Below are 26,849 nucleotides of genomic sequence, written 5' to 3' on the forward strand. Positions count from 1 at the left end.
CTCTAGTTTTATATGCATCATTCTTGCAAGTTTGATATATGACTCATGAATCATGTACTGGTGTTTTCACCTATGAAATCATAAATATTGACACATGAGTCATAAATCGTTTAATGTTCATAAAGCTTCTTCTCAGGGACGCGCAATGTCCTTCCAAGAGCATTTCGTTCAACCCCAAGGTTTCTTCATGTCCGACAAATCCGAGAAAATGCACGCGCTCTCCACCGCCATTGCGGCAGCTGATCTGCGCGTTCTCCTGATGGTTCTGGTGCACTTAACTGGTGATCTGCGATGGCTCGACGCTCCCTACCTCCCCAAGCGCGACATCCGGTTGATCCCGGATGCAGATGCCGGCTTGCCTCCAGCCATCCAGGATGAGATCCGCAAGGCCGCTGTGGAAGTCCTGTCGAGAAACACGCCCGCAGTCATCGTCGATCCAGGCGATACGTTGATGCAGCGCATGATGTCCGTCAGCCTCGGCGAGAGCGTCCCCGCAGAGTACGCTCCGTTGAATCGCGAGGAGATGGGGCTCATCTCAAGACAGGTCCAGTGGCCCGAATCTGCAGCGCGGTCACCGGAGCAGCAAAGCGTGCTGATCGTGGGGGCCGGCGTATGCGGTATCGCACTGGCAGCTAATCTGGAGCGCATGGGTATTCCGTTCACAGTCCTTGAGAAGCATGGGGACGTCGGCGGGACCTGGTACACGAACCGTTATCCGGGTTGCGGAGTCGACACGCCCAATCATTCGTACTCGTACTCCTTTGGGCCCCGCTTCAAGTGGCCGCGATACTTCTCCCGCCGTGAAGACGTCCAACGCTATGTTGCGGAAGTCGTGGATTCCCTTGCCATACGGAATCGGATTCGGTTCAATACGGAGCTTCTGAGTGCCCACTGGGACGAAGAGCTAAAACATTGGCGAGCCACGGTGCGAACCCCCGATGGCGTTGAAGAGCTGGTCACCAACTTCCTGGTCACAGCCATCGGCCAGTTGAGCGATCCCACGATTCCTCAAATCAATGGTGCAAGCAGCTTCACGGGTCTTAGCTTCCATTCGTCCGTCTGGCCCGATGGACTGTCCGTGGCCGGCAAACGGATTGCAGTCATCGGCACCGGTGCCACCGCAATGCAGCTCGTTCCAGAAATTGTCGACATCGCCCAATCGATCACTGTCTACCAGCGCACCGCCCAATGGTCACGTCCGATCCCTGGGTACTCAGATCCGATTTCAGCGGAAGCGCAGTGGCTTCTCACCCACGTCCCGTTCTACGCTGAGTGGTTCCGCTTCAACATGTTCTGGCGCTACGGCGATGGATTGCTCAAGTTCTTACGCAAGGATCCCGATTGGCCGCATCCCGAGCGATCCATCAACAAGGTCAATGACCGACATCGGCAGGAGATGCTGGACTTCATGCATTCGGAGCTCGGAAACCGGACGGACTTGGTCGAGAAGTGCACACCAACCTACCCCCCATACGGAAAGCGCATCCTGCTGGACAACCGCTGGTTTCAGACCTTGAAGAATCCGAAGGTCGAACTGGTGACGCAGCCCATTCAGAAGATCGTTCCCACGGGCATCGAGGCGTCGGACGGAATCCGTGAGGCAGACATCATCGTGTATTCGACCGGGTTCAGAGTCACGGAGATGGCCGCCCGCCTCGGCATTGAGGGCATCGGTGGCGTGCGCCTTGCAGATGTGTGGTCGAATGATAACCCTTCGGCCTATCTTGGCCTGGCTGTACCGAAGTTCCCAAATTTTTTCACCATGCTGGGCCCTGGGTCCGGTCCGGGACACGGCGGGAGCGCGGTTTTTCAGGCCGAATGCCAAGCGCGATACATCACATCAGCCATGGCGCAGATGGCAGATGCTGAAGCAGATGCGATCGAGGTAAAAGCGGAGATCCTCGAGGATTTTCTCCGCAAATTCGACGCGGAGCATGAGGCGTTGATATGGACACATCCGGGAATGTCGACTTACTACCGGAACTCGGCCGGGCGTGTCTTCTCGGTTATGCCTTGGCGCTTTGTGGATTACTGGGTGATGACGCACGATGCAGAGCTGTCCGACTACCTGGTCTCGAGGGTCAACTCGGATGAGTCGGTACCACAATAGTTAGCGAGCAAGCTTTATGTCTGTCCATATCAGCTATCCCTCCCAACGTATCGCCCTTGTTACGATCGACAACGAAGCCAAGAGAAACGCGCTTGGTATCCCGGAGTTCGAGGGCCTCGTGAGCGCATGGAATCACATCGAACAGCAGCCTGAAATCAGGTGTGTTGTAGTCACTGGAAGCGGTGAGACCGCCTTTTGCTCCGGCGCACAACTGGACGTCGACTTTTCGGCACGCAACGATATCGATGATCTAGTTGATGCAGCGTTGCTCAAAACTCGGATTTTCCCCAAACCAGTGATCGCCGCCATTAATGGGCACTGCGTTGCAGGTGGCTTTGAACTCATGCTTTCCTGTGACCTCCGGCTAGCCAGTGCAGATGCTTTGTTGGGACTGCCGGAAGTCCGCTGGGGAATCTTTCCCTCAGGTGGCGGTGCGATGAAGCTGATTGAACAGATCGGGTTTGCACACACGATGGAGTTGCTGCTGACCGGCAGTCTCATTTCATCCGAGAAGGCACTCCAACTCGGGCTTGTAAATCGTGTCGTCGGCCGGGCCGACGTGCTGCCTCAGAGCTTGGCGTTAGCCGATTCGATCGCGCAAAACAGTCCATTGGCTGTACAGCTGGCTCGCATCGCCGCTTTTGGGATGCGGGTGCAGCGATGGAATGAATTGGAGCCCAACGAAAGGCGTAGCGCTAGAGTCATGCGAAGGAGCATCGATCACAAGTTGGGCGTCTCCGCGTTTCTCCAGAAGCAACGTCCTGACTACCCTGATATCTAAACGCTGGCTGCGCATTCAGGTCCGCCCTGCCCTTGCTGGAAAATACTCATCATCTATATGCGTCAGGCGTTCGATCCGAATCGCATAGAGACTATTGATGTCGTGATCGGACAAAAGCCCCGATTCATCCAGCTTCAGCAGCTCGTGCATCGAAGCCTCGCTCAGCAACCGTTCTAGCGTCTGAGATTCAATCAGCACCTCGACCGTTTCGTTCTCAGGTCTTTCTGTGCTGTCGTTGACGTCAAACTCAATAGCTTGGCGCTAGACTAGTTCGAATGGACCTCAAGCAGCTCGAATATTTCGTCCACGTTGCCGAACTCGGAAGCTTCACCAAAGCATCAGACCTGCTAGGCATAGCTCAGTCCGCGCTGAGCAGGCACGTCCGCAAGCTGGAGGTAGAGTTGGGCCAGAACCTCCTGCATAGGGACGGTCGTGGCGTCAGTCCTACGGAAGCCGGCAAACGGCTACTCTCTCACGGTCACGGCATCCTGTTGCAGGTACAGCGCGCGCACCAGGAAGTTGCCGACGTTCGCGGAGCGCCTATCGGCAACGTGGTGATCGGCCTGCCCCATTCGCTCGGCCGTATCCTCACCGTGCCATTCGTCAGCGAATTCCAGCGTGCGTTTCCCCATGCGCAGCTCAGCATCACTGAAGGGCTCACGATCCACCTCCACGAATGGCTCAAGGCCGGCCGGCTGGACATCTCCGTGCTGCACGACCCGGTCCCTTCGCCTTCCATAGAGACATTCCCGCTGCAGCAGGACGACTACTTCCTGCTGTGCCCCGGCATGGCCGAAGGAGCAAGGGGCAAGACTGTGCAACTGGCCGATCTCGCGGGCTATCCCCTGATCCTGCCGCGCCGCCCCCATCCGATGAGGCTGCAACTCGAAACCCAGTTGGCGAATCTGGGGCGCAAGCCGCAGGTCGCGCTGGAGATCGATGCGGTTCCGGCCATCGCGGACCTCGTGGCACAGGGCCTGGGCTACGGCCTAGTCACCATGAACGCTTTGCGCGTGCACAACGGGCCCGCGCAGTTCAGCTTTCGCCGCATCGTGTCGCCGGCCATGCGCAGCACGCTGGTGCTCGGCATCTCTGCAGAAAGACCGCTGACCGACCTGGCGCAGAAAACGGTGGAGATGTTGAGAAGCTTCATTCCTGCTCACCTGCAGCAGAGGCAGCCACGACCTATCTCGAAAACGAGAAACAGCTAGTCCGGATTTGCTGTTTTTGTATTGGCTGATCCGCCCTAGGATGCAGCCCGATACAAGTGACGGAGACAGCAGTGAACATCACCGATTCCCAAGTGCACATCTGGGAAGCGCACCGGCCCGATCGCCCGTGGGATCCCGACGAAGTCCATGCACCGGTCTTCGTCGCCGTGCCCGGCGCGCGGCCCCATCGAGAGGCCCCGATCAGCGCCGAGGAAATGAACAGTCTGATGGATGGTGCGGGCGTGACCCGCGCCGTCATCGTGCCGCCTTCCCCGACGGGCGACGACAACCTCACGGCCCTGGAAGCCGCCGCGAAGTACCCCGACCGCTACACGGTCATGGGGCGTTTCAATCCGGCCGCACCGGGAGCCCGCGACCGTTTGCCGACCTGGCTCTCGCAACCGGGCATGTCGGGCATCCGCATGACATTCCACAAGCCCAAGTGGAGCCCGTGGCTGGACAACGACGAGATCGACTGGTTCTGGGCCGACTGCGAACGGCTGGGCATCCCGTTGATGCTGCTGCTTCCGGGCCGGATGGACGTCGTGGACCGTGTGGCGCGCCGTCATCCCGGCCTGGCGTTGATCGTCGACCACATGGGCCGACGCAGTCAGTTGCGTAACGATGAATGCTTCGCCGATCTCGAGGAGCTGCTGGCCCTGTCCCGGCTGCCCAACGTATCGGTCAAGGCATCGAGTGCGCCGTGCTACTCGACACAGGAGTACCCGTTCCCCGGACTGACGCCTCACCTCCAGCGGATATTCGACAGCTTCGGGCCACGTCGCACGTTCTGGGGCTCGGACGTCTCGCGACTTCAGTGCAGCTACAAGCAGGCTGTCGATCATTTTCTGCACGAACTCGACTTCCTGAAAGGCGAAGACAAGGAGTTCGTCATGGGACGAGCCCTTTCGGACCTCTTGCGCTGGCCGATGACAACTGCGGCCGCAGCTACTTCAAACAAATCCAAGGAGACATACGCATGATTTCTTCACCACGCAATCGACGCAGTGCGATTCTCGCAGCCATCTTCGCTGCAGCGACTTCGATGATTCCGGCCTCAGGCGCCTTCGCGCAAAGCGACTACCCCAACAAGCCCATCCGCCTGGTCGTTCCTTTCCCGCCGGGCGGTGGCGTGGACATTCTGGCCCGCCTGATCAGTCCCCGCCTGCAAGAGCAACTGGGACAGGCCATCGTGGTGGAAAACCGCCCCGGCGCGAACGGCAATCTCGCCACCGAAGCCGTCGCGAAGACCGGCACGCCAGACGGATACACGCTGCTCATCGGCGGTAACGGCCTGGCAACCAACCCGGCGCTGTATCCGGCCGCAGGCTACGACTTCATGCGCGACCTCACGCCGGTGGCGTTCTACGGGTCCGCGCCGCTCATCATGGTTGTACCGAGCGCATCCCCCGCTCGCGGTGTTCGCGACATCATCAGCCAGGCCAAGGCATCGCCCGGGTCGGTCAGCTATGCGTCGGCAGGCAACGGCAGCGCCGCGCATCTGTCGTCGGAACTGCTCAAGCAGACCGCTGGCGTGGATATCCTTCACGTCCCCTACAAGGGTGGCCCACCTGCGCTGACCGACCTCATCGGCAATCGCGTTTCGCTCATGCTGCTCGATCCCGGGCAGGCCATGCCGCACATCAAATCCGGCCGGCTACGCGGCATCGCGGTGAGCAGCGCCAAGCGCTCCCCGGTCCTGCCCGATGCGCCCGCCATTGCAGAAGCCTTGCCCGGGTACGAAGCCACTGTGTGGTGGGGCATCGTGGCACCTGCGAAGACGCCGCCCGCCATCGTCGCGCGCCTCAACACTGAGATCAACAAGGCGCTGGCCGACCCGGCGGTACAGGCACGCCTCGCAGAGATCGGCGTCGTCACCGAAGCCACCACACCTGCAGAGTTCGGCACCTTCCTTGGCAAGGAAATCGACAAATGGACGCGCCTTGTCAAGAGCGGCGGCATCAAGGGTGATTGAGGGCAAGATGATGATCCGCAGAAACACGTTCTCATTGGCCATCGCACTGGCACTGGCCTGTACCGCGAGCCTTGCTCAGGACTTTCCGAACAAACCCATCAAACTGGTGGTCGGGTTCGCGCCCGGTGGTGCCACCGACATCCTCGCTCGCATGATGGGCCAGGGCCTGACCGCCAGACTCGGGCAACCGGTGGTGGTGGACAACCGACCGGGTGCCAATGGTGCGCTGGCCGCACAAGCGGTACTCAGCAGTCCGGCCGACGGCTACACACTGTTCGTCACGCCGTCCGGTGCCATCACGCTGGAACCCACGATCCGCAAGCCACGCAAGTACGATCCGTTTCAGGTGTTCGCACCAGTTGCCATGGCCGCGCGATTCCCATTCGTGATCGTCGCGGGCAACTCTCAGCCATTCAACACCGGCCCCGAACTTGTTGCAGCCGCAAAAGCGAAGCCCGGCGCCCTGAGCTATGCAAGCGCAGGCAACGGCAGCCTGAACCATCTGGGCAGCGAGCACTTCAAGCTGCGTACCGGCACGGACATCACGCACATCCCTTACAAGGGCGATGGCGCATCGATCAATGACCTGATCGGCGGCACTGTGTCGTTCAACATGCTCACCGCGCCGGTCGCCATTCCCCTGGTTCAGGGCGGACGGTTGAAAGCCGTTGCGACGATGGACTCGTCGCGCAGCAGTTCACTGCCCAACGTGCCGACACTCGCAGAACAGGGCATGCCCGGCTTCGAGATCGGGTCGTGGATCGGTGTGTTCGCGCCGGCGGGAACGCCCCCAGCCACAGTCGAGCGACTCAATCGCGAGATCCTGGCGGTCTTCGCCACGCCCGACGCCGTGAAGCAACTGCAGGCTGGTGCGATGAGCCACACGCCGATGACACCCGCACAGTTCACCGACCTGTTGCGCAAGGAAACGGCACGTTGGCAGGAAGTGGCCGAGAAAGCAAACATCTCCCTCACGGACTGAACGCAGTGCGAGACCTGCGCCCATGACAACGACCTCCGCACCGCAGAAGCTGCTGACAGATCCACCGGATCCGAACCCGCGCAAGCCGGCTCTCGTGTTGCCGCCCGGATCGTGGGATTGCCTGATCCACGTCTATGGCCCGATGGAGGACTACCCGTTCCATCCCGGCTGCCCGTATCGCTCGGCGCCGGTGCTGCCCGAAACCTTCATACGGCAAATGAAGATCCTCGGACTGGAGAAAGCCGTCATCGCCAACGGTGCCGGATACGGCAGCGACAGCCGCTACCTGCTGGAGACGCTGGAGAAGTACCCCAAGACATTCAGAGGCGTCACGTACGTCGACGACGATGTCTCACCCGCAAGACTGAACGAACTCAGGCGCAAAGGCGTTCTCGGCGCCCGCTTTGCCGGTGGGCCCGCCTATCCCCATCTGCCGAAGATCACGCAACAGATGGCACGCAGACTCGCGGATGCAGATATGCATGTCGAGTTCCTCACGTTCACGCCAGGCGGCATGGCCGAAGAGAAGGAACTGTTCCTTTCGCTGCCCAACGACCGCATCGTCATCGATCACTTCGGGCGGCTCGATGCGACGAAGGGACTGGACCAGCCAGGCTTCACCGCTTTGCTGGAACTGCTGGACACCGGAAGGGTGTGGCTCAAGATGTCCAACCCTGCGTTCTGCACGAAGGAGGACTATCCCTATGCCCCTGTCTTGCCATTCGCCCGCACGCTGGTGCGTCACGCTCCTGAGCGTCTTCTTTGGGGGTCCAATTGGCCGCATGTGATGCGCAACGGCCGGATCATGCCGAATGATGGCGACCTCATCGATCTGATTGGCGAGTGGATACCTAGTGAAGAAGACCGGTTGCGAATCATGTCGGTAAATCCAGATATGGTTTACGGCGATGGCAGATAGTCATTCCCACGGATTGACCATCCGTTGGCACTTCGATTCATCAAATCAAAGCTACCGAGAAATTCTTTCGGCAGCCCGAGCCCGCAGCTTGCCCACGACCCCCGTCGGGAAGTAATAGACCGAGAGCACGAAGAGCAGACCCAGCCACAGCAGCCAGCGGTCCGGCGAGAGCAGCGACGAGAGCCCCGGGATGCCCGAGGCCGCTTCGCTGCCCAGACGCAGGATGTCCTGCAGGTAGCTTTGCGCCACCACGAAGAGCACCGCACCAATGGCCGCGCCATAGATCGTGCCCATGCCGCCGATGACGACGATCAGCAGCACGTCCAGCATGATCTCGAAGGACAGCGACGTGTCCGGCCCGTTGTAGCGCAGCCAGATCGCCAGCATGCAGCCTGCGAGCGTCGCAAACAGCGCCGACAGCACGCTGGAGACCGTGCGGTACACCACCACGCGGTAGCCGATGGCCTCGGCACGGAACTCGTTCTCACGGATGGCCTGCAGCACGCGACCGAAGGGCGAGTTCACGATGCGCAGCATGGCCAGCAGCAGCACGAGCGCCGCCACGAACATCAGGTAATAAGTGATGAGCTTGCCGTCCAGCGACACGCCGAGGAAGGGCTCTTCCATCAGCTCGAAACTGGGCGACAGCAATTCGGGCAGCCGGAAGGTCAGGCCGTCTTCACCGCCGGTGAACTCGGAGAGTTGCGAGGCCAGCGTCTGGAAGGCCGACGCCACGGCGAGCGTGATCATCGCGAAGAAGATCGCGCGCACCCGCAGCGAGAAGAGCCCGATCGCCAGCGCCAGCACGAGCGAGATGGCCAGCGCCGAGCCGATGCCCACCGCCAGCGCGCTCCACGACGCGCCCATGCGTGCACTGGCAATCGCCACGCCGTAGGCGCCGATGCCGAAGAACATGGTCTGCGCGAAGCTCACGATGCCGGTGTAGCCCAGCAGCAGGTCGAAGCTGACGACCAGCACGATGAAGATCAGCACCTTGGCCGCGACGTTGAGCGCTTTCACGCCCGGGAAGATGAAGGGCGCGAAGGCGAGACCCAGCAGCAGCGCCACCAGCACGAGGGCGAGGATGCGGCTGCGCGGGTAGTCGCCGGAGAGGATTCGGTTGAGCATGTGTCGTCCCTCCCCTTTCAGCGGTTGGCCACCGGGTACACACCCTGCGGACGCCACAGCAGGATGGCCACCATGAGCGCGATGTTGGAGAAGAGCGCCACCTTCGGCACGAGGAAGCCCGTGTAGTTGGCCATCAGGCCCACCAGCAGCGCGCCGATGAGCGCCCCGCCCGTCGAGCCCAGCCCGCCGATGATGATCACGATGAAGATCAGCACGTTCACCTGCGCGCCCATCTGCGGGATCACGTTCTGCTGGTACAGCCCCCACATCACGCCACCCAGGCCCGCGAGCGCACTGCCCACCACGAAGATGCCGATGAAGAGCTGGCGGATGCGGTAGCCGAGCGACTCGACCATCTCGCGGTCCTGCACGCCGGCGCGGATCAGCAGGCCGATCTTCGTGCGCGAGAGCGTCCAGGCCAGCAGCCCGAAGACGACCGCACCGATCACCACCGCGATCAGGCGGTACTTCTCCACCGCCGCATCGCCGATGAGCAGCGAGCCCTTCATGGCCTCGGGCAGCGGCAGCGGAATCTGCTGCGGGCCCCAGATCACCTTGATGAGCTCTTCACCGATGATCATGCCGCCCATGGTGATGAGGATCTGCTTCAGATGCTGGCCGTACACCGGCCGCACAATGAGGCGCTCGAACGCCAGGCCCAGCAGGCCGGCGGCCACCATCGCCGCCGCCACCGCGCATCCCATGGCCACGAGGTTGCGCCACAGCTCGGCAGACGTCGTCCAGTCGGCCATGCCGCCGAACACGCTCACCGCCACGAAGGCACCGAGCGCGATGAACACGCCGTGACCGAAGTTCAGCACGTCCATCAGCCCGAAGACGAGCGTGAGACCCGAGGCGATGATGAAGATGATCATGCCCATGGCCAGACCCGCCACCGTGAGCGTGAGCCAGGTCGAGCCCGAGCCGATGAGCGGCAGCGCGAGTGCGGCCAGCAGCGGCACGAGCGCCAGCGGCTTCCAGTCAAAGTCGATGTTCTTCATAGCGCCAGCCCCAGCAGCGACTGCTGCAGCTCTTCATTGGCCGCGAGTTCGGCCATGCTGCCCGCGTGCACGACGACGCCGTTGTCCATCACGGCCACCGTGTCGCCCAGCCGCTTGGCGAAGTTGATGTTCTGCTCCACCAGCAAGAGCGTCACGCCCTTGGCCTTGAGCTCGGCGAAGGCGTCGATCATGTTGTTGATGATGGCGGGCGCAAGACCCTTGCTCGGCTCGTCCACGATGAGCAGCTCGCGCGGCTCCACGATGGCACGGGCGACGGCCAGCATCTGCTTCTGCCCACCGGAGAGCTTGCCCGCCGGGTGGTTCCAGAACTTCTCCACCGCGGGGAAGAGCTGGAAGATCCACTTGAGGCGGGTGTCGTCCATCTCAGTGGCCGTGCGCGCACCGCGTGCGGCCAGCAGCAGGTTCTCCTTCACCGTGAGGTCGGAGAAGATGCCCATGTTCTCGGGCACGTAAGCGATGCCCAGTTGCGCAATGTCCGGTGTGCTGGACGCCGTGATGTCGCTGCCGTTGAAACGCACCGTGCCCTGGCTGGCCTTCCACAGGCCCATCACCGTGCGTAGCGTGGTCGTCTTGCCCGCGCCGTTGCGGCCCAGCAGCATCGTGAGACCACCGCGCGGCACCGCGAGGTCCACACCGTGCAGGATGTGGTACGCCCCGATGTGCGTGTGCACGCCCTTGAGTTCGAGGAGGTTGTTGTGGCTCATGCGGCCTCCTTCGTGGCTTCAGGAGCCACACCCAGGTAAGCCTGTTGCACCACGGGCGATGCGATGACCTCCGCCGGGTCGCCATCGGCCACCAGTTGCCCGTTGTGCAGCACGATGATGCGGTCGGCCAGCTCGCGCACCACGTCCATCTTGTGCTCGACCAGCAGGATGGTTTTTGTTTTGTCTTTCTTGAGCGCGCGGATCAGGTCCAAGATCACCGGCGCGTCGTCGTGGCTCATGCCCGCCGTCGGCTCGTCGAACATGAAGACCTGCGGCTCCAGCGCCATCAGCAGCGCCACTTCCAGCTTGCGCTGGTCGCCGTGCGGCAGGCTGGACACGGGTACATCCGCCTGCGCCGTCATCGACACGTCCTGCAGGATCTGCCGGGCGCGCTCGGTCAATGCGCCGTGGTCGCTCCAGATGCTCCACAGGTTCATGCCGCGCCGGTGCGCACCACTGCGCATGGACTGCACCGCCAGGCGCACGTTCTCCAGCACACTGAGATTCGGGAACAGGTTGGTCAGCTGGAACGCGCGGCCCAGACCCGCCTTCGCACGCGACGATGCGCTGTGGCGCGAGATGTCCACACCGTTCAGCGTCACCGTCCCCTCGCTCGCAGGGATCTGCCCCGAGATCAGGTTGAAGTACGTGGTCTTGCCCGCACCGTTGGGGCCCACGATCGCCGTGAGCGTGCCCGGCGCAAACGCGCACGACACACTGCTCACCGCCACGTGGCCGCCGAAGCGGATCGTTAAATCCTTGGTCTCGAGCATCAACGCTTGTTCTTGATGGGAATGTTCATCTCTTTCGGCGTGATTTCCTTGACCAGCGTGAGATCGGCCATCGCGCCAGGCTTTGCGTTGGCGGAAACACGGAAGTGATACATCGGCTGCAACGCCTGATGGTCCTCCTTGCGGAAGGTCATCGTGCCCTTGGGGGTCTCGAAGCTCAGCCCTTCCATCGCGGAAATCAGCTTGTTTGTGCCCGCATCACCATCGGTTTTCTTCAGAGCGGCAACCACGGCCATTGCGGCAGAGAATCCACCCGCCGTGAAGAAGTCTGGGGGACTTTGATGACGCTTGTAGTGGTTTGCAACCAGCCATTCGTTCGCGGCGTTCTGCGGGAAACGGAAGTAGTAGTACGTTGCGCCTTCCATGCCCGGCATGCTGTTGTACGCGGTCATGACAGGCAGGGTATTCCCGCCCGACGCCAGCTCGATGCCGTAACGCTTCGGATTGAGTTCGGAAATCTTGTACGGGTTGCCCGCACCTGCCCAGAGAATCCAGATGATCTTGCGGCCCGGTTGATCCTTGAGCTTGTCGAACAGCCGCTGCGCCGCCGCCGTGAAGTCGGTGGCGTTGAACGGGACATACTCCTCATGGATGATCTGCGCCGTCTTCACAGAATCCTTGAATGCCTTGATGCCGTCGCGGCCGAAGGCGTAGTCCTGCGCCAGTGTCGCGATGACCGTGCCGGGTTTGTCCAGAGCAACGGCATTGGAAATGGCATCCTGACTTGAATTCCGGCCAGTACGGAAGATGTACTTGTTCCACTTCTCGCCTGTAATGGAGTCGGCCACGGCGGGCTCCACCAGCAGGATCTTCTTGTACTCCTCAGCCACAGGCAGCATGGCGAGCGCAACGCCGGAGCTCGTCGGTCCGATGGCAATGTCTGCCTTGTCATCGCCATAAGCCGCAGCCAACTGCGACTTGCCGACATCAGGCTTGCCTTGTGCGTCGCGCTCGATGACAACGAGCTTCTTGCCATTCACGGTCATCGTGCCGCCTGTGGCGTACTCCAGACCCATCATCAAACCGATCTGGGTTTGTGAGCCGTAGGACTCTAGTGGTCCCGTCTTGTCGTAAACGTGCGCAATGCGGATCTCTTTTGCCTGCGCGCCAAACGCGCACGCGACAAGCAGGCTGCACAGCAATGATGAGAATTTCATGGTTGTCTCCTTGTTGAATGAAAAGTGTCAATTGACCGCGCCAAAGAACTTCCGGACCATGCCGATCTGGGCATCGACATTCAGAGCGGGCGCATGGCCGCAACCCGGGACTTCGATGACCTGCATCGCGGGCTGCAGTGCGCGCATCCTGGGCACCTGGTCCGGAAGCACCAGATCAGAACTCTCGCCCCTGAGAAGAAGGATCGATGCCTTGATCCGCGAGAACGCTTCCCACTGGCAGAAGTCGTCATCGAGATGATTGAAGAGCTGCTGGACGATCCGCGGGTCGTAGTGCGTCGTCACACGCCCGTCCTCACGACGACGCATCGATGTCGTCGCCATGTGGCGCCACTGCGCATCGCTGTGCCAGCCAAAAGGCGTGTAGACGCCGCGGCAATACGTCTCGAATTCGGAGACAGTGTCGAAGACCGGCGGTGACCCGATGTAGTTGCGGATACGCATGAGCGAATCCCTGCTCGGCTCCGGGCTCATGTCGTTGAGCACCAGATGCCTGATTCTCGGAGCCAGTCGGCCGCCCGCCACCCGTATGCCCAGCCCTCCGCCCATGGACGTACCAAGCCACGAAAACTCAGGCAGCGACAGCTTCTCGACAAGGTCTTCCACGATCTCCGCATAGAACTCGAAGCAATATTCTTCGTCTGGCCGAGTGCTCCATTCCGACATGCCGCGACCAATGGTGTCGGGCACGATGACACGGAAGCTGTCTGCCAGGGACGCAGCAAGGTCGTCGAAGTCCCTGCAGGTACGAGCCAGTCCGTGCCACAAGACAACTGCCGGGCTCGCTGGCTGTCCCCATTCCAGATAGTGGATCTCGCGCCCTTTGCATTTCACGAAGTGCGCTGTTGGCTTGATATGGGTTGCTGTCATCCTGCGATCTCCTTGCCTTGTTCCTGCTTCACGGCACTCGCCATCGCCGATCGACGCAGCTCGGCCCGGATGATTTTTCCCGTGGTGGTCAGCGGGAGTTCATTGACGAAATGCACATCACGCGGGTATTCATGTGCAGCCAGTTGGCTGCGGACACGATCCTGCAGTTCTACCGCCAGTTCGGGCGAAGCGACTCCGTCCGCCTTGAGCACGACAAACGCTGTGACCCTTTCCGTCCGAACCGGGTCCGGCAAGCCGACCACCGCCGCCATCGACACCAATGGATGCGAGATGAGGCAGTCTTCGATGGGACCGGGACCGATCCGATAACCCGCACTGGTGATCACATCGTCATCGCGCCCCACGAAATGGACGTATCCCTCACCATCCATGAAGCCGGTGTCTCCAGTCAGCAGGAAGTCACCGATGAACTTGGAACGTGTTGCTTCAGGCAAATTCCAGTAAGAAAGGAACATGACCGGATCAGGTCCCTGCACCGAAATCTGACCGACGGATCCCGCCGGTAGTGGCGTGCCATCCGCACCAACGATGAATACCGCATGCCCCGGCGTCGCCTTGCCGATGGCGCCCGATACACGGGGGAATTTCGAACCACTTCCAGAAACGACGACGTTGCACTCGGTCTGCCCATAGAACTCGTTGATCTCCACCCCGAAGAAGTGGCGGACCCAACCGACGATTTCGTCGCCCAGAGACTCGCCGCCGCTGGCGATCGACCGCAGTGCCAGACCAGCTGGCGGTGCGTCCCTGAATCGTTCGCGGATCTGCTTGAGTGCCGTCGGGGGCAAGAAGACATTGCGCACCCGGTGTCGGCGCATGAGGTCAATGGCCGACGCTGCATCGAACTTCCGGAAGCGATGGCTGAGGACCGGCAGGCCGTGATGCCATGCCGGCAGCAACACATCGAGCAAGCCCCCAATCCACGCCCAGTCGGCAGGCGTCCAGAACAGATCACCATCCACGGGCAATCCGTCATGCGACATCTCGACACCCGGCAAATGCCCCAGCAGCACACGATGCGCGTGCAGAGCGCCTTTTGATTTACCCGTCGTGCCGGAGGTGTAGATCAGCAATGCCGGATCTTCTGCCGCCGTGACGGGGCCGGAGAATCCGGCAGATGCCGCATGCAACGCCGGCCAGAAGAGTTGCGCCTCACCACCTGACGTCGCGTCAATGCTCAGCAACGTCTTCAACCCGGGCAGTTTGGCAAGCAACGCATTGATCTTGCGGATGCCCACTGCGTCGCTCACGAGAAGTTTCGCGGCACTGTCAGCCAGCCTGTGCTCAAGAGCTTCGGGGCCGAAAAGCGTGAAGAGCGGCAGTGCAACCGCGCCCAGCTTGTAAGAGGCCAGATGAACCAATGCGCACTCGACGCATTGCGGCAGCAGGATGGCCACACGATCACCCTCACTCACCCCTTGAGCTGCCAGCACATTGGCCAGCCTGTTGCTCATCTCGTCCAGTTCATCGAAGGTGAAACGACGAACCTTGCCATCCGCGTCCTCATCGATCAGGGCCAATCGCCCCGATCCGTCAGCCCATCGCGTGCAGACGTCTTGCGCGATGTTGAATTTCTCCGGGATTTCCCATTGAAACCCGTCACCCACCACGCTTTCCGCTGCAGATACTGCATACGCATTCCTCATGCGTTGTCTCCATCCAGGTTTTTGTTTCTGCTCCTCCTAGTGCAACAGCCATGCCACCGGCACAAAGGCCGCAGCCGGCGCATTTCTGACCGTTGAATGCAGAAAAATTCGGGGTTAACCCGGAGCAATTCGCGACGAGAGGATCGGCACGTCGCCGACCTCGTGTTCAGATTCAGGACACCCAGGTCCAGATGCTGGACAACAGATCAGATCGCGATTCCGAACGCACGAGCCTTCTTGTAGAAAGTTGTACGTGAAATTTCGAGCAACTCGGCGGCTGCGGCGATCGAACCGTCGGCGCGGTCCAGCGCATTGACCAGCGCCTCGCGCTCGACGCTGGCCACGATCTCATGCAAGGGGCGTGAGCCTTGCGGTGCCTGTGCCGATTCAGGCTCATCCTCGAGGAAAGACCGCATCCGCGCCGCATCGACTTCAGCGCCTGGCGCGAAAGCACAGCAACGTTCGAGCACATTCCGCAGCTCTCGCACGTTTCCAGGCCAGGTCCGCCCTTCAAGTACCGAGAACGCCGCCGGAGAAATCCGGGGCGAGACCGCGCCACTGCGTCGGGCGATCCGCTCCAGCAAGGCGACGGAAAGCAACGCGATGTCTTCGCGCCTGTCGTCAAGCGACGGCACGGGAATGTGCAACACCGCAAGGCGATAGTAGAGATCGGCCCTGAAGCGGCCTTCAGACACGGCCTTGCGAAGATCGGTGCTGGTGGCCGCAATCACCCGGACGTTGGCGCGCTGAACACGATTGGCGCCCAGCTGTTCGAATTCGCCACTTTCAAGGAAGCGCAGGAGCTTGACTTGGGCACCCTGTGGCAAGTCGCCGATCTCGTCAAGAAACAACGTGCCACCGTGTGCGGCCTGCAACTTGCCGATGCGACCGCGACGATCTGCGCCGGTGAACGCACCGGGCGCGCTGCCGAAGAACTCGGATTCGAACAGGGTCTCGGGAATCGCAGCGACGTTGACCGCAACCAGCGCCTTCCCACTTCTTGCGGATTGCGAGTGGATCGACTTCGCAACCACCTCCTTGCCACTGCCGGTCGGCCCGGTGATGAGCACCGAAGCGTCCGAGGCTGCGCACGCCTGAGCCAGATCCCTCACGCGAACCGCGCTCGCAGTTTCACCAATGAACCTGACGGCCTCTGCGTCCGGCTGGCGTGGTATCTCGTCGCCATCACCGGCCGTCGGAAGCATCCTGAACGAGGTACTCCAATGCCTGACCAACGACATGGCCTGGGAGCCTTCGCTCAACACGAAGCCGAACGCACCGATGATTGTTTCGTCCTGATCCTTGATCGGGAATCGCGACACGAGGTACTGGCGCCCGGCGTGCTCCATGACGTCGAGCAGGATGGGCTCGCCGGTGGTCAGCACCTCCGGCAGACGGGTTCCCGGAAGAACACCGGAAATCTGTCGCCCCAGCATCTGCCCGGCGGGCAAGTGAAGAAGCTGGCAGTACTTCTCGTTGATCCAGACGATCACGCCATCGCGATCTGTGGCAAGCGTACCGGCGGCCGTGGCCTCCATCATCGAGAAGAACGACTGCTCTGCGAGATGGGGCAGGTTCAATTGCAGGCCCGAGAAAGTGGGCATCACGACAGCGTCGACCATTCACGTCTCCTCATCCGGCAGGTTTTCACACATATCCGGGAGCACGCTTCTCGAAAAATGCCCGACGCCCTTCTTTGCAATCTTCGGTCGTGCGCATGGTTTGAGCCATTTCCCGCTCCGCAGGCTCCCTACTTTGCCACTGAGACGCCCTCAGGGAAAGTGCGGAAAGCTTGGTGGACTGAACCGCTCGTGGGCTGTTGGATGCAATGAGCCGGGCCAGCCCGAGTGCCGCATCCAGTACGCGCTCCGCTGGTTCGACACGATTGACCAGTCCCATGTCCAACGCCTCGCCAGCGGAAATGAGCTCTGCGGTCAGCATGAGTTGCATGGCCCTCGCGTGACCGATCTGCTCGATCAGCTTCATGGCACCGCCACCTGATGGGATGATCCCCCAACGGACTTCAGGCAACCCCAGCTTTGCACTGACGCTCACGACGCGCAGGTCGGCTGAAAGCATCAGCTCGAAGCCGCCGGCCACGCAATGCCCGTTGATCGCCGCGATCACCGGCTTCGGGAAAAGCCGGGTCTTCAGAAGCGCAGCATCCACGAGTGCATCGACGTCCTCCACAGATGAGAAGTCGGCACCCAGATCGGCACCGGAGCAGAAGGCGTGATCGCCCGCGCCCGTGACAACGATGCAACGAATGGAGGTGTCAGCCCCCAACTCACGCCATGCATCTGCAAGCCCGAGAAAATCTGCAAGCCCCAGGGCGTTGCGTCGTGCCAGATTGTCGATTTCGATGAGCCCGATGAATTCTTCAGGACGGGAGATCGAGATCGTCATTGGTAGATCCCTTTGGCCAGGAACTTCATGTATGCCTTGGAGACCCACTTCGGGAATTTTGCTGGCTGGTCGCCGTCGCGCGAGTAACGCATCGAAAGGTAATGCCGGGCACCCAGCATCATGTAGGTCAAGACCTCCAGCTCACGCGGCTCACACTCGACAATCTCACCCGCGCTACGAGCCCGCTCGAGGATGCGGCGAAGTCCACGCGCCACCGTCTCGCGGTGCTGCCGGGACGACTCGGCCGAATAGACCTCGGCCTCATAGAGGATCCGGTAATAGGCCGGATGTTCCTCGAGGAAACTGAAGTACGCCTGGAAGCGCTTTTCCTCCCGCTCGGCCTCGGTCTTTGCCGTCACCGAACGATCCTGGATGTAGTCGAGCATGAAGCGGCCCACCGTCGGCAACAACTGATCGAGCAGATCCTGGAGCGACTCGAAGTAGTTGTAGAAGGTGCCTTGCGCAATGCCCGCGCGTGTCGTGATGAGTGACACCATCGCGCCGAGATAGCCCACCTCTCCCACCACATCCACAGCCGCATCCAGCAATGCAGCCCGCGTATTCGCTGCTTTCTCGGCCCGTGTGGGCTTCAGCTTGCGCGCGGTTGTCTTCTGGCTCTTTGCCTTTGGCTTTTGCGGTTTGGGCGAGGTCATGGCGTTTCCGGACTCGGGTTATCCCGAACACGTCGGGCCTGCAGACAAAGCATAGAGAATTAATTTGCGAATCACCATTCATTTTCCCACCAAAGTCCTTGACCTCGCTCCAAATCAATGGCCAAATATTTACGAATTATGAATCACGAGTCATTTACTTAAACCCAACCTGACCGTGATCAAAGGAGCAACGATTGATGGATGGTTCGGTCACCGTGGAAGAAACAACCCAGGATATGCGGGATCGCGCGCTGGCAAGCGCGCATATCCCGGCTCTGCTGATGAGCCTGGCCCAACTGACAGGCGAAGAGCAGTGGCTGCAAGCCCCCTATCTGCCGCAGCGTGACATCTCGCTGTTCGCAGAGGAGTCCGGCGGACTCTCCGAAGAAGCCCAGCACACGGTGCGTGCCGCCATGGCCCAAGTACTCGACGATCTGCAGGCTGGCACCAGATCATTCGCGCCGCCTCCAGACGACGCAACCTTCCTGACGATGATGCGCGTGGTCCTTGGCGAAAAAGTGCCTCCGGAGTACGTGGGCATGGCTCAAGAGGAAATGGGCATGCGCGACCGCACCATCACACTCGCCCCCGATCGGGCGGAAGATGCGGGGAAGCACCATGTCCTGATCGTGGGTGCAGGTGTCTCTGGCATCGCGATGGCCAAGCGCCTGAAAGACATGGGCGTCAAGTTCACCGTCGTCGACAAGAACGCGGACGTTGGCGGCACCTGGATGGAAAACGACTACCCGGAATCGGGCGTCGACACTCCCAATCACTTCTATTCCTTCTCGTTCGCCCCGAACCATCGCTGGTCGGGCTACTACTCCAAGCGTGCAGAAGTCTGGAACTACCTGCGCGGCGTGGTCGATACGTTCAAGCTTCGCGACGCCATCCGTTTCGAGCAGACCGTGACCCAGATGCAGTGGGACGAAGGCCTGAATGCATGGTGCGTGACGCTGCAGGGGAAAGACGGCGTCGAAACCCGCCTCTGGGCCGATGTCGTGGTGACGGCCCTCGGCCAACTCAATCGCCCCAAGAAGCTCGACCTTCCCGGTATCGAGAACTTCCCAGGCGAAGCATGGCATTCCGCTCAATGGCGGCATGACGTTCCGCTGGCGGGGAAGAAGGTGGCGATCGTTGGCACCGGTGCAAGCGCGATGCAGTTCCTGCCATCGGTCGCGAAACAGGCGTCGAAGGTCACCATCTTCCAGCGTTCACCGCAGTGGATTCGCCCGCAGGCTGACTATCAGCAGCAGGTATCTGCCGAAAGCGTGTGGCTGATGGAGAACGTGCCGTACTACTACGCCTGGTACAGATTCGGCTTGCTCTGGCGCTTCGGCGACGGCCTGTTGCCGTCGCTGAGGAAAGATCCGGAATGGCCGCATCCGGAGCGTTCGATGAATGCCCGGAACGACCGCCATCGTCGGGAACTCACCGACTACCTGATGCGCGAACTGGAGGGTCGCCCCGATCTCGTCGGGAAGACATTGCCCGACTACCCGCCGTACGGGAAGCGCATCCTGATCGACAACCGTTGGTTCGAGACCCTAAAGCAGCCCAACGTCGAGCTGGTCACCGAACGTGTCGATCACATCGAAGGCAGTCATCTCGTCACCCCCGACGGCCAGAGGTTCGAAGCTGATGTCATCCTGTTCGCCACGGGGTTCGAAGTCGCGAAGATCATGGGCCCCATGAAGATCATCGGCCGCTCGGGCACACCGTTGCAGGAGGTGTGGGGCGATGACGATCCACGCGCCTACCTCGGCATTTCGGTGCCCGACTATCCCAACCTGTTCTGCATGTACGGACCGAATACGGGGTTGGCCCACGGCGGCAGCCTCATGTTCATGGCCGAGTGCCAGGCCCGATACATCACCGATGCGATCCGGTTGATGCTGGAGCAGCAGCTCAAGTCGGTCGAAGTGCGGCGCGACGTGCACGACGACTACTGCAAGCGGGTCGATGCGGAACATGCCGAACTCGTGTGGGTCCATCCGGGCATGAACAACTGGTATCGCAATGCCAAGGGGCGGGTGTTCTCACCGATGCCCTGGCGCCTTGTCGACTACTGGCAGATGACCCACGAATTCAGGGAATCGCAGTACAAAACCCAGTCCCGGTCACCCGGCGGCTGATTTCCAGTCAGTGCTTTCATCAAAGAGAAAAGGAGACAAAATGTTCAAGAGAAGACAAATAATCGCCGCCGTGACGGCCATCGCAGCCACCGCATCGGTCGGCTCCGCGTGGGCACAGGACACCTTCAAGATCGGCGTCAACGTCGAACGAACCGGCCTGGCATCCAGCTTCGGCCTGCACATGCTCATCGGTGCCCAGATCGCGCTGGATGAGATCAACAACGCCGGTGGTGTGAACGGTTCGAAGCTCGAACTCGTCATCGAAGACAACCGCAGCAGCCCTGAGCAAGCCGTCATTGCAGTGCGCAATCTCGATGCAGCCGGCGTCGTGGGCATGCTCGGTCCCATCCAGACCAGCCAGTGCCGCACGGCCTTCCCCGCGGCCAACCGCATCGGCCTCACCAGCATCTCGCCCGGCTCCAGCGCACCCGGTCTGACTGCGCAGAACCGTCCGTGGACGTTCCGCATCTCCGCGCTCGACAGCGTAATCGTCAACGAAGTCGTCGAGAACCTGCGCAAGGCAAACCCGAATGCAAAGACTGTCGCGATCGCCGTCGATGCAAAGGACGCCTACAGCCAGTTCCTGGCCAAGACGGTGGCGCCGCCGATCCTGGAAAAGCACGGCTTCCGCATCCTCAACAAGGACGCGCTGGTCGAGATTCCGCCGGAGACGACCGACTTCAGCGTGCATATCACGAAGATCCGCGCGATGAGCCCGGACGTGGTTCTGGTGGGAAGCGCCTTCGAACCCGGTCACGGCTTCCTGCGTGAAGCCAACCGCCAGAAGCTGAATGTGCCGATGTTTGCCGGCCAGGGCTACATCACGTCCTCCATCGCCACGGCAGCAGGCGACATCCAGCTCTGGGGCGGCCAGCCTTTCGCCTCGGATTCGCAGGATGCAGCGGTGCAGAAGTTCGCCGCCGAGTTCAAGACACGTGTGGAGAAGCAGTTGCCGGGTCAATACACGACGCCGACGTACATCGACGCGAGTGGCTATGAAAGCATCCACGTCATCGCCGACGCATTGCGCGCGTCCAAAGCCACGCCGAAATCCGATGTGAAGGCCGTCCGTACGTCGCTGCGCGACCATCTCACGCAGCTGAAGGACTTCAAGGGGCTGGGCAATACGCTGTCCATCAACAACGAAGGCGATGCAGTGAAGGCAACCATCATTTACCGGACCCAGTCCGGCAAGTGGGCTCGCCAGTAAGCCGCCGCATCATGCTCACTCAACAGCTGGTCAATGGACTCATGCTGGGCAGCGTGTACGCCCTGATCGGGATCGGCTACACGCTGGTCTTCGGCGTGCTTCGCATGCTCAACCTCGCGCATGCCTATGTGTTCATGTCGGGGCCGTTCATCGGGTTCTCGCTCATGGCACTGGGCCTGCCCGTGGGCCTGGCCCTTGCAGGCGGCCTGATCGGGACGGCGCTTCTGGGCCTCGTCCTGTATCTGGTCGCTTTCAAGCCCATCCCGCGCGAGCATGCCCTGGGTGGTTTCGTTGCCAGCCTGGCATTCGGCATCGTGATCCAGGTCGTGGTGGTGAACAGGTTCGGCAGCCTGAACCAGCCATTCCCTGTCTCGCTGCCGCTGCCCGATCTGACGATCGGCTCCGTCATCCTCTCGGGCATGCAACTGGCAAGCCTCGTGGTGTCTGCCATCCTGATGGTCGCATTGCTGTACATGATCCAGCGCACCCGCTTCGGTCGGAACATCCGCGCCATCGCGCAGAACCCGACAGCAGCCTCACTGCTCGGTGTCTCCGCGCCCAAAGCCGTGATCCTCGTGTTCATGCTCTCCTCAGGTTTGGCGGGCCTCGCCGGCCTCATGGTCGCACTGCGCTTTGGGACCCTCGGTCCGTACATGGGTGATACCTACGCGATCAAGGCGCTGGCGGTCATCGTCATCGGCGGACTGGGTGACGTACGCGGCGCCGTCTTCGCCGGGTTGCTTCTGGGCATGGCTGAAGTGCTGTTCCAAGCCTATGCATCGCCGGGTTGGTCAGAAGCCTTTGTGTGGCTGTTGCTGATTGCCGTGTTCCTGCTGAAGCCCGATGGCGTCTTCGGCACGGGCGTCAAGGTACGGGAGATCTGAGATGCAAGTCCTCCTCTCCGAACCCGTACAGGCCCTCATCGCTATCAACATCCTCCTCACATTGAGCCTGCTTTATCCGTTTGTCACCGGCGTCTGGTCCCTCGGCATGCCCGGCTTCATGGCCATCGGCGCCTACAGTTCTGCCTGGCTGACGATGGAACAGGGATGGTCCGTCGGCGCTGCGCTTGCCGTCGCGGGTGTTGCGGGCGCATGTGCCACCCTACCCTTCGCCCTGCTCACGCTGCGCATCCGCGAGATCTATCTCGCGATTGCGACACTCGCAGCGGCCGAACTCATCCAGCTCTTCTTCTCACACTTCAAACCGACTGGCGGGCTGATGGGGTTGACCGGCATGCCCTATCTGGAAACCGGCTGGATCGTGGGACTCGCCGTGCTGGCTGTCGTGACAACTTCGCTGCTGTACAACTCCCGCTTCGGGAAAGTGCTTGTCGCGGTAGGCAGCGATCCCGTAGTCGCTTCATGTCATGGCCTGAATGTGCCTTTGATCCAGTTCACATCTCTCGCCATCGGTGGCGCGCTGGCCGGTCTTGCAGGAGGATGCTTTGCGCACTACTACTCCTTCATCGGCCCCGCCAACTTCGGGTTCGCCAGAACCACCGACATTCTGATGTTCCTCGTGATCGGGGGCCTGACGCCGCTGGGTGCCGCAATCGGCGCGGGCGCGCTCACGCTCGTGCCCCAGGTTGTGACCTCGCTCGAGAAGTGGGCTCCGGCGATCTATGGTGTCATCGTGCTGGTCATGGCAGTGTTCATGCCGTCCGGTCTTCTTCCCAAGAACCGCCTGACGTGGTGGAAGCGCAGCTCACCGGGAAAAACCAGGACTGCATTGGCCCCGACCAGCGCAAAGGATCCGTCCATGCGCGACGCGACCGCAAGGGGGCCCAGTCATGCTTGAGGTCAACGCGATCAGTAAGGAATTCAGGGGGCTGAAGGCCATTGACGATGTGAGCTTCGATGTACCCAAGGGTTCGATCACTTCATTGATTGGCCCGAATGGGGCCGGTAAGACGACGCTGATCAACGTCATCACCGGCGTGCTCGCTCCAACACACGGCTCTGTGCGTCTGAACGATGCCGCGCTCAACGGAAAGCGTCCACACGCCATTGCCAGAAGCGGGGTAGGCAGGACCTTCCAGACCGTGCGGCTCTTCAACGGGCTGACCGTGCAGGAAAACCTGGAGATCGGCCAGTTCAAGGACCTTGTTCGTCGCGGCTCGTTCCTGAGTGCCATCGCCAATACCGTTTCGCCCATGTTCCTGGGTGACGCCACCGGTCGTGCACGCGCGCAGGAACTGATGGCGATGTTTGATCTGACGCACCTCGCCAACGAGATTGCAACGGACCTGCCCTACGGTACCCAGCGCCGCGTCGAAATTGCACGGGCGCTCATGGGCTCACCCAAACTGCTCCTGCTCGATGAGCCTGCAGCGGGCATGAACGAAGCAGAGACGGCGAAGTTGGTGGAAGACGTGCGCGCCATCCGTGCCTCCGGGGTCACGGTCTTCCTGGTCGAGCACGACATGTCGATGGTGATGAGCGTCTCTGACAAGGTCGTCGTTCTCAACTTCGGAAAGAAAATCGCCGAAGGCTCACCCGAGGTTGTCCAGAAAGACCCCGAGGTGATCCTGTCGTATCTGGGGGATGATTCCGACCATGACTGAAGCAACGCTCAGCAAGAAACAAGTAGGAAGCGGCGGCCTTGTCGTCCGCGGATTGTCCGCTGGCTATGGCAAGGCGCTCGTACTCGACAACCTCCATCTCGAAGTCCCATCCGGTGAGGTGGTCGCCGTTGTCGGCCCCAATGGCGCAGGCAAGAGCACCTTGGTCCGTTGCATCTCCGGTGTGATCAAGCCCCGAGCCGGCGAAGTCGTGTTCGACGGTACGCCCATCACGGGCTTGCCTTCACATGCCGTGGCACGCCGCGGCCTCCTCCACGTTCCGGAAACCCGCGACATCTTCGGGGGGATGACCGTGTGGGAAAACCTTCGCGTCGCATTTGACAACCTCAACAGCCCTGCCAACGAGCAAGCCGCCTTTTCCGAGGTGTACGAACTGTTCCCGATCCTCAAGCAACGGGCCAACGATGTCGCAGGTAACCTCTCCGGTGGTCAGCAGCAGATGCTCGCCATTGCGCGGGCGATGCTCGGGCGCCCAAAACTCCTGATCCTCGACGAACCATCGCTGGGCCTTGCCCGGTTGATCATCCGCGAAATCTACGCGGCACTGGATCGCCTGCGACAAGCCGGATATACCGTGCTGCTGATCGAACAGAACGCCACGATGGCCATCCGGTTTGCGGATCGTGCCGTAGTGCTGGTCAACGGCGAAATCGTACTTCGTGGATCTCGGGATGAACTGGCGTCCAACCCGATGCTGACCACACATTACCTCGGCGGCAATCATGTGCCGGCCTCCCAGACAGGCAGTATCCAGAGCGTGGCCCATGCATGACACCGTACTTATCGAAACCGCCGACGATGCCTCCATCGACTGGAGGCAGGTCACACTCGGCTCGGCCCTGAACAGTTCAGCCTCGCTCTATCCAGACCGCATCGCCATCGTCGATGGCGACAGACGAATGAGCTATGCGGAACTTGATAAGGCCGCGAGAGATCTGGCCCACGGCCTGCAAAGCCTGGGCATCGGTCGTCGCCAGCAGGTCGCTATCTGGATGACCAACAGCATCGATTGGGTGGTGTCCTGGATGGCGTGTGCGCATGTCGGGGCTGTGGTGGTGCCGATCAACACACGGTACAAGGCGGATGAAGTCGAATACATCCTCCGGCAGTCCGATGCCGTCGCACTGATCATGATGGATCGGTACTGGGGGATCGATTTCGTTGGCATGGTCAACCAAGTCGTCCCCGAGTTGGCAGCATCGGTGCCCGGGAAACTCCAGTGCAAGAAGCTCCCCGCCCTGAAATCGGTTCTTCTGTGGAAGGATGTCCAGGTGCCTGGCACCAGGGATCTGCAGACACTCACCACGTTGGGGGCGGAGTTCCATCAGACCGGCGCGAGACTGTCACCCCAACACCCCGGCGACGCAGTCATCATCGTCTATACGTCAGGAACGACGGGGCATCCCAAAGGTGCCGTGCACAGTCACATCGTGCTCCAGAATGCGTCCAACATCGCGCGCGTCATGCATATCGAACCCGGCGATGTCGTCATGGGGCACATGCCCTTCTACCATGTCGCTGGCGCCATCACCGCTGCGGCGTTGTCCATCCTGAAAGGCTGCACGCTCGTCTCCATGCCCCAATGGGACCCGGATCATGCGCTGGACCTCATAGAGCGCGAGCGCGTCTCGATCTTTGGTGGTATCCCAACGCATTTCATCGACTGCATTGATGCCGTGCGCAAGCGGCCACGCGACACCTCGTGCCTGAAGTCAGCGTGGATTGGTGGTGCGCCAGTCACGCCAGATGTGGCCCTGTCCGCCAAGAGGGAACTTGGCTTGCTGGCGCTGCAGGTCGTCTATGGAATGACAGAGACAACCGGCTCCACAACATTCAGCGAATTCGACGCAGATCTGGAAGTCGTCTGCAGCAACAAGGGGCGACCCATCGGTGATTTCGAAGTGAAGACGGTTGACCCCCAGACGCACAGGCCGATCGATGAGCCGGGTATCCAGGGTGAAGTGTGGGTGCGCGGTCACCTCGTGATGATGGGCTACTACAAGAATGACAAGGCAACTGCGGAAGTCATCACGCCAGACGGATGGTTCCGCACAGGAGACCTGGGCACCTTCGATGATGAAGGCTATCTGATGATCACCGGGCGTCTGAAGGAGATGTTCATCGTCGGCGGTTCCAATGCGTATCCCGCCGAGATAGAACGGATGATCCTGAGCCACGACAGCATCAAGCAGGTCGTCGTCGTCGGTGTTCCGGATGCGCGCCTTGGAGAGGTTGGTTTTGCTTTCGTTCAACCGAAAAGCGATGCCGTTCCTAACCTTGAAGAGTTGGCGGCAGAGCTCAAGAGGTTCTGCCGCAGCCAGATGGCCGACTACAAGGTTCCGCGCACATTCAATGTCGTGAATGAATTCCCGAGAACGCCCACGGGAAAGATCCAACGTTTTGCTTTGGCGACCATGGCCCGCGAGCTCGTGTCAAAAGCACAGACTGCGTCTTGAGCTACAGATCAGCGGATTTCGGCATCGAACCTCAGTAGAGTAAGTACTAAGCGCGCCTCCGTTTGAATCG

The 26,849-nt window shown here is 60.9% G+C and carries 25 protein-coding genes; 14 read left to right on the forward strand and 11 right to left on the reverse strand.

Annotated features, from left to right (window positions below):
* Positions 1 to 94: 94 nt before the first annotated feature.
* Both ACO2Q9_RS04785 and ACO2Q9_RS04790 read left to right on the forward strand, forming a co-directional pair.
* Entirely contained in the window at positions 95 to 2,110 is a 2,016-nt protein-coding gene (locus tag ACO2Q9_RS04785; RefSeq protein ID WP_423308831.1) for an NAD(P)-binding domain-containing protein, read from the forward strand.
* A 16-nt stretch (positions 2,111 to 2,126) separates the two neighbouring features.
* A complete protein-coding gene (locus ACO2Q9_RS04790; RefSeq protein ID WP_423308833.1) occupies positions 2,127 to 2,891 on the forward strand; it encodes an enoyl-CoA hydratase/isomerase family protein in 765 nt (254 codons plus the stop codon).
* 15 nt (positions 2,892 to 2,906) lie between these two features.
* Here ACO2Q9_RS04790 and ACO2Q9_RS04795 read toward each other — a convergent pair whose 3' ends face one another.
* The gene (locus ACO2Q9_RS04795) at positions 2,907 to 3,041 is read right to left on the reverse strand and encodes a hypothetical protein (RefSeq protein ID WP_423308835.1); all 135 of its coding nucleotides are present in this window, start codon (positions 3,039 to 3,041) and stop codon (positions 2,907 to 2,909) included.
* A gap of 125 nt (positions 3,042 to 3,166) precedes the next feature.
* On the opposite strand from ACO2Q9_RS04795, the gene ACO2Q9_RS04800 reads away from it, so the two are divergent.
* From ACO2Q9_RS04800 to ACO2Q9_RS04820, 5 genes are all read left to right on the forward strand, one after another.
* Complete coding sequence (locus tag ACO2Q9_RS04800) at positions 3,167 to 4,102, forward strand: LysR family transcriptional regulator (protein WP_423308837.1); 936 nt, start codon at positions 3,167 to 3,169, stop codon at positions 4,100 to 4,102.
* A 71-nt stretch (positions 4,103 to 4,173) separates the two neighbouring features.
* Complete coding sequence (locus ACO2Q9_RS04805; RefSeq protein ID WP_423308839.1) at positions 4,174 to 5,085, forward strand: amidohydrolase family protein; 912 nt, start codon at positions 4,174 to 4,176, stop codon at positions 5,083 to 5,085.
* Entirely contained in the window at positions 5,082 to 6,077 is a 996-nt protein-coding gene (locus tag ACO2Q9_RS04810; RefSeq protein ID WP_423308841.1) for a tripartite tricarboxylate transporter substrate binding protein, read from the forward strand. Before ACO2Q9_RS04805 ends, ACO2Q9_RS04810 begins: the two co-directional genes overlap by 4 nt.
* Before the next feature lie 7 nt (positions 6,078 to 6,084).
* On the forward strand, positions 6,085 to 7,059 hold the full coding sequence (locus tag ACO2Q9_RS04815) for a Bug family tripartite tricarboxylate transporter substrate binding protein (protein ID WP_423308843.1): 975 nt from the start codon (positions 6,085 to 6,087) through the stop codon (positions 7,057 to 7,059).
* Positions 7,060 to 7,081: 22 nt separating this feature from the next.
* Positions 7,082 to 7,978 carry an amidohydrolase family protein gene (locus tag ACO2Q9_RS04820; RefSeq protein WP_423308845.1) on the forward strand — a complete coding sequence of 299 codons (897 nt, stop codon included), beginning with the start codon at positions 7,082 to 7,084 and terminating at the stop codon, positions 7,976 to 7,978.
* A gap of 51 nt (positions 7,979 to 8,029) precedes the next feature.
* On the opposite strand, the gene ACO2Q9_RS04825 is transcribed toward ACO2Q9_RS04820, so the two are convergent.
* From ACO2Q9_RS04825 to ACO2Q9_RS04870, 10 genes are all read right to left on the reverse strand, one after another.
* The gene (locus ACO2Q9_RS04825; protein WP_423308847.1) at positions 8,030 to 9,106 is read right to left on the reverse strand and encodes a branched-chain amino acid ABC transporter permease; all 1,077 of its coding nucleotides are present in this window, start codon (positions 9,104 to 9,106) and stop codon (positions 8,030 to 8,032) included.
* Between the two features lie 17 nt (positions 9,107 to 9,123).
* Entirely contained in the window at positions 9,124 to 10,107 is a 984-nt protein-coding gene (locus ACO2Q9_RS04830; RefSeq protein ID WP_423308849.1) for a branched-chain amino acid ABC transporter permease, read from the reverse strand.
* Positions 10,104 to 10,832, reverse strand: coding sequence for an ABC transporter ATP-binding protein (locus ACO2Q9_RS04835; RefSeq protein ID WP_423308851.1), 729 nt, complete (start codon positions 10,830 to 10,832; stop codon positions 10,104 to 10,106). Before ACO2Q9_RS04835 ends, ACO2Q9_RS04830 begins: the two co-directional genes overlap by 4 nt.
* The gene (locus ACO2Q9_RS04840; RefSeq protein WP_423308853.1) at positions 10,829 to 11,605 is read right to left on the reverse strand and encodes an ABC transporter ATP-binding protein; all 777 of its coding nucleotides are present in this window, start codon (positions 11,603 to 11,605) and stop codon (positions 10,829 to 10,831) included. Before ACO2Q9_RS04840 ends, ACO2Q9_RS04835 begins: the two co-directional genes overlap by 4 nt.
* The gene (locus tag ACO2Q9_RS04845) at positions 11,605 to 12,780 is read right to left on the reverse strand and encodes a substrate-binding domain-containing protein (protein WP_423308855.1); all 1,176 of its coding nucleotides are present in this window, start codon (positions 12,778 to 12,780) and stop codon (positions 11,605 to 11,607) included. The genes ACO2Q9_RS04840 and ACO2Q9_RS04845 overlap by 1 nt, the downstream gene beginning before the upstream one ends.
* 27 nt (positions 12,781 to 12,807) lie before the next feature.
* A complete protein-coding gene (locus ACO2Q9_RS04850) occupies positions 12,808 to 13,668 on the reverse strand; it encodes an alpha/beta fold hydrolase (protein WP_423308857.1) in 861 nt (286 codons plus the stop codon).
* Complete coding sequence (locus ACO2Q9_RS04855; protein WP_423308859.1) at positions 13,665 to 15,335, reverse strand: acyl-CoA synthetase; 1,671 nt, start codon at positions 15,333 to 15,335, stop codon at positions 13,665 to 13,667. Before ACO2Q9_RS04855 ends, ACO2Q9_RS04850 begins: the two co-directional genes overlap by 4 nt.
* Before the next feature lie 206 nt (positions 15,336 to 15,541).
* Positions 15,542 to 16,957, reverse strand: a complete 1,416-nt coding sequence (locus ACO2Q9_RS04860) for a sigma-54 interaction domain-containing protein (RefSeq protein ID WP_423308861.1) — start codon at positions 16,955 to 16,957, stop codon at positions 15,542 to 15,544.
* Between the two features lie 25 nt (positions 16,958 to 16,982).
* Complete coding sequence (locus ACO2Q9_RS04865; RefSeq protein ID WP_423308863.1) at positions 16,983 to 17,741, reverse strand: enoyl-CoA hydratase/isomerase family protein; 759 nt, start codon at positions 17,739 to 17,741, stop codon at positions 16,983 to 16,985.
* Positions 17,738 to 18,394: a TetR/AcrR family transcriptional regulator gene (locus ACO2Q9_RS04870; RefSeq protein ID WP_423308865.1), complete on the reverse strand. Its 657-nt coding sequence runs from the start codon at positions 18,392 to 18,394 to the stop codon at positions 17,738 to 17,740. Before ACO2Q9_RS04870 ends, ACO2Q9_RS04865 begins: the two co-directional genes overlap by 4 nt.
* Positions 18,395 to 18,591: 197 nt before the next feature.
* Between ACO2Q9_RS04870 and ACO2Q9_RS04875 the strand changes: the two genes are divergently transcribed.
* The 7 genes from ACO2Q9_RS04875 to ACO2Q9_RS04905 are packed head-to-tail and all read left to right on the forward strand — an operon-like array spanning position 18,592 to position 26,779.
* The gene (locus ACO2Q9_RS04875) at positions 18,592 to 20,529 is read left to right on the forward strand and encodes an NAD(P)-binding domain-containing protein (RefSeq protein ID WP_423308867.1); all 1,938 of its coding nucleotides are present in this window, start codon (positions 18,592 to 18,594) and stop codon (positions 20,527 to 20,529) included.
* A gap of 40 nt (positions 20,530 to 20,569) precedes the next feature.
* Entirely contained in the window at positions 20,570 to 21,739 is a 1,170-nt protein-coding gene (locus ACO2Q9_RS04880; protein ID WP_423308869.1) for an ABC transporter substrate-binding protein, read from the forward strand.
* Positions 21,740 to 21,750: 11 nt separating this feature from the next.
* On the forward strand, positions 21,751 to 22,623 hold the full coding sequence (locus tag ACO2Q9_RS04885; protein WP_423308871.1) for a branched-chain amino acid ABC transporter permease: 873 nt from the start codon (positions 21,751 to 21,753) through the stop codon (positions 22,621 to 22,623).
* Between the two features lies 1 nt (position 22,624).
* Complete coding sequence (locus tag ACO2Q9_RS04890) at positions 22,625 to 23,539, forward strand: branched-chain amino acid ABC transporter permease (protein ID WP_423308873.1); 915 nt, start codon at positions 22,625 to 22,627, stop codon at positions 23,537 to 23,539.
* Positions 23,532 to 24,305: an ABC transporter ATP-binding protein gene (locus ACO2Q9_RS04895; RefSeq protein ID WP_423308875.1), complete on the forward strand. Its 774-nt coding sequence runs from the start codon at positions 23,532 to 23,534 to the stop codon at positions 24,303 to 24,305. The genes ACO2Q9_RS04890 and ACO2Q9_RS04895 overlap by 8 nt, the downstream gene beginning before the upstream one ends.
* Positions 24,298 to 25,095, forward strand: a complete 798-nt coding sequence (locus ACO2Q9_RS04900) for an ABC transporter ATP-binding protein (protein ID WP_423308877.1) — start codon at positions 24,298 to 24,300, stop codon at positions 25,093 to 25,095. Before ACO2Q9_RS04895 ends, ACO2Q9_RS04900 begins: the two co-directional genes overlap by 8 nt.
* The gene (locus ACO2Q9_RS04905) at positions 25,088 to 26,779 is read left to right on the forward strand and encodes a class I adenylate-forming enzyme family protein (RefSeq protein ID WP_423308879.1); all 1,692 of its coding nucleotides are present in this window, start codon (positions 25,088 to 25,090) and stop codon (positions 26,777 to 26,779) included. Before ACO2Q9_RS04900 ends, ACO2Q9_RS04905 begins: the two co-directional genes overlap by 8 nt.
* Positions 26,780 to 26,849 lie beyond the last annotated feature (70 nt).

Origin of the sequence: Variovorax sp. VNK109, from assembly GCF_049445855.1 — a bacterium.
In the GTDB taxonomy this organism is placed as follows: domain Bacteria; phylum Pseudomonadota; class Gammaproteobacteria; order Burkholderiales; family Burkholderiaceae_C; genus JAGOCV01.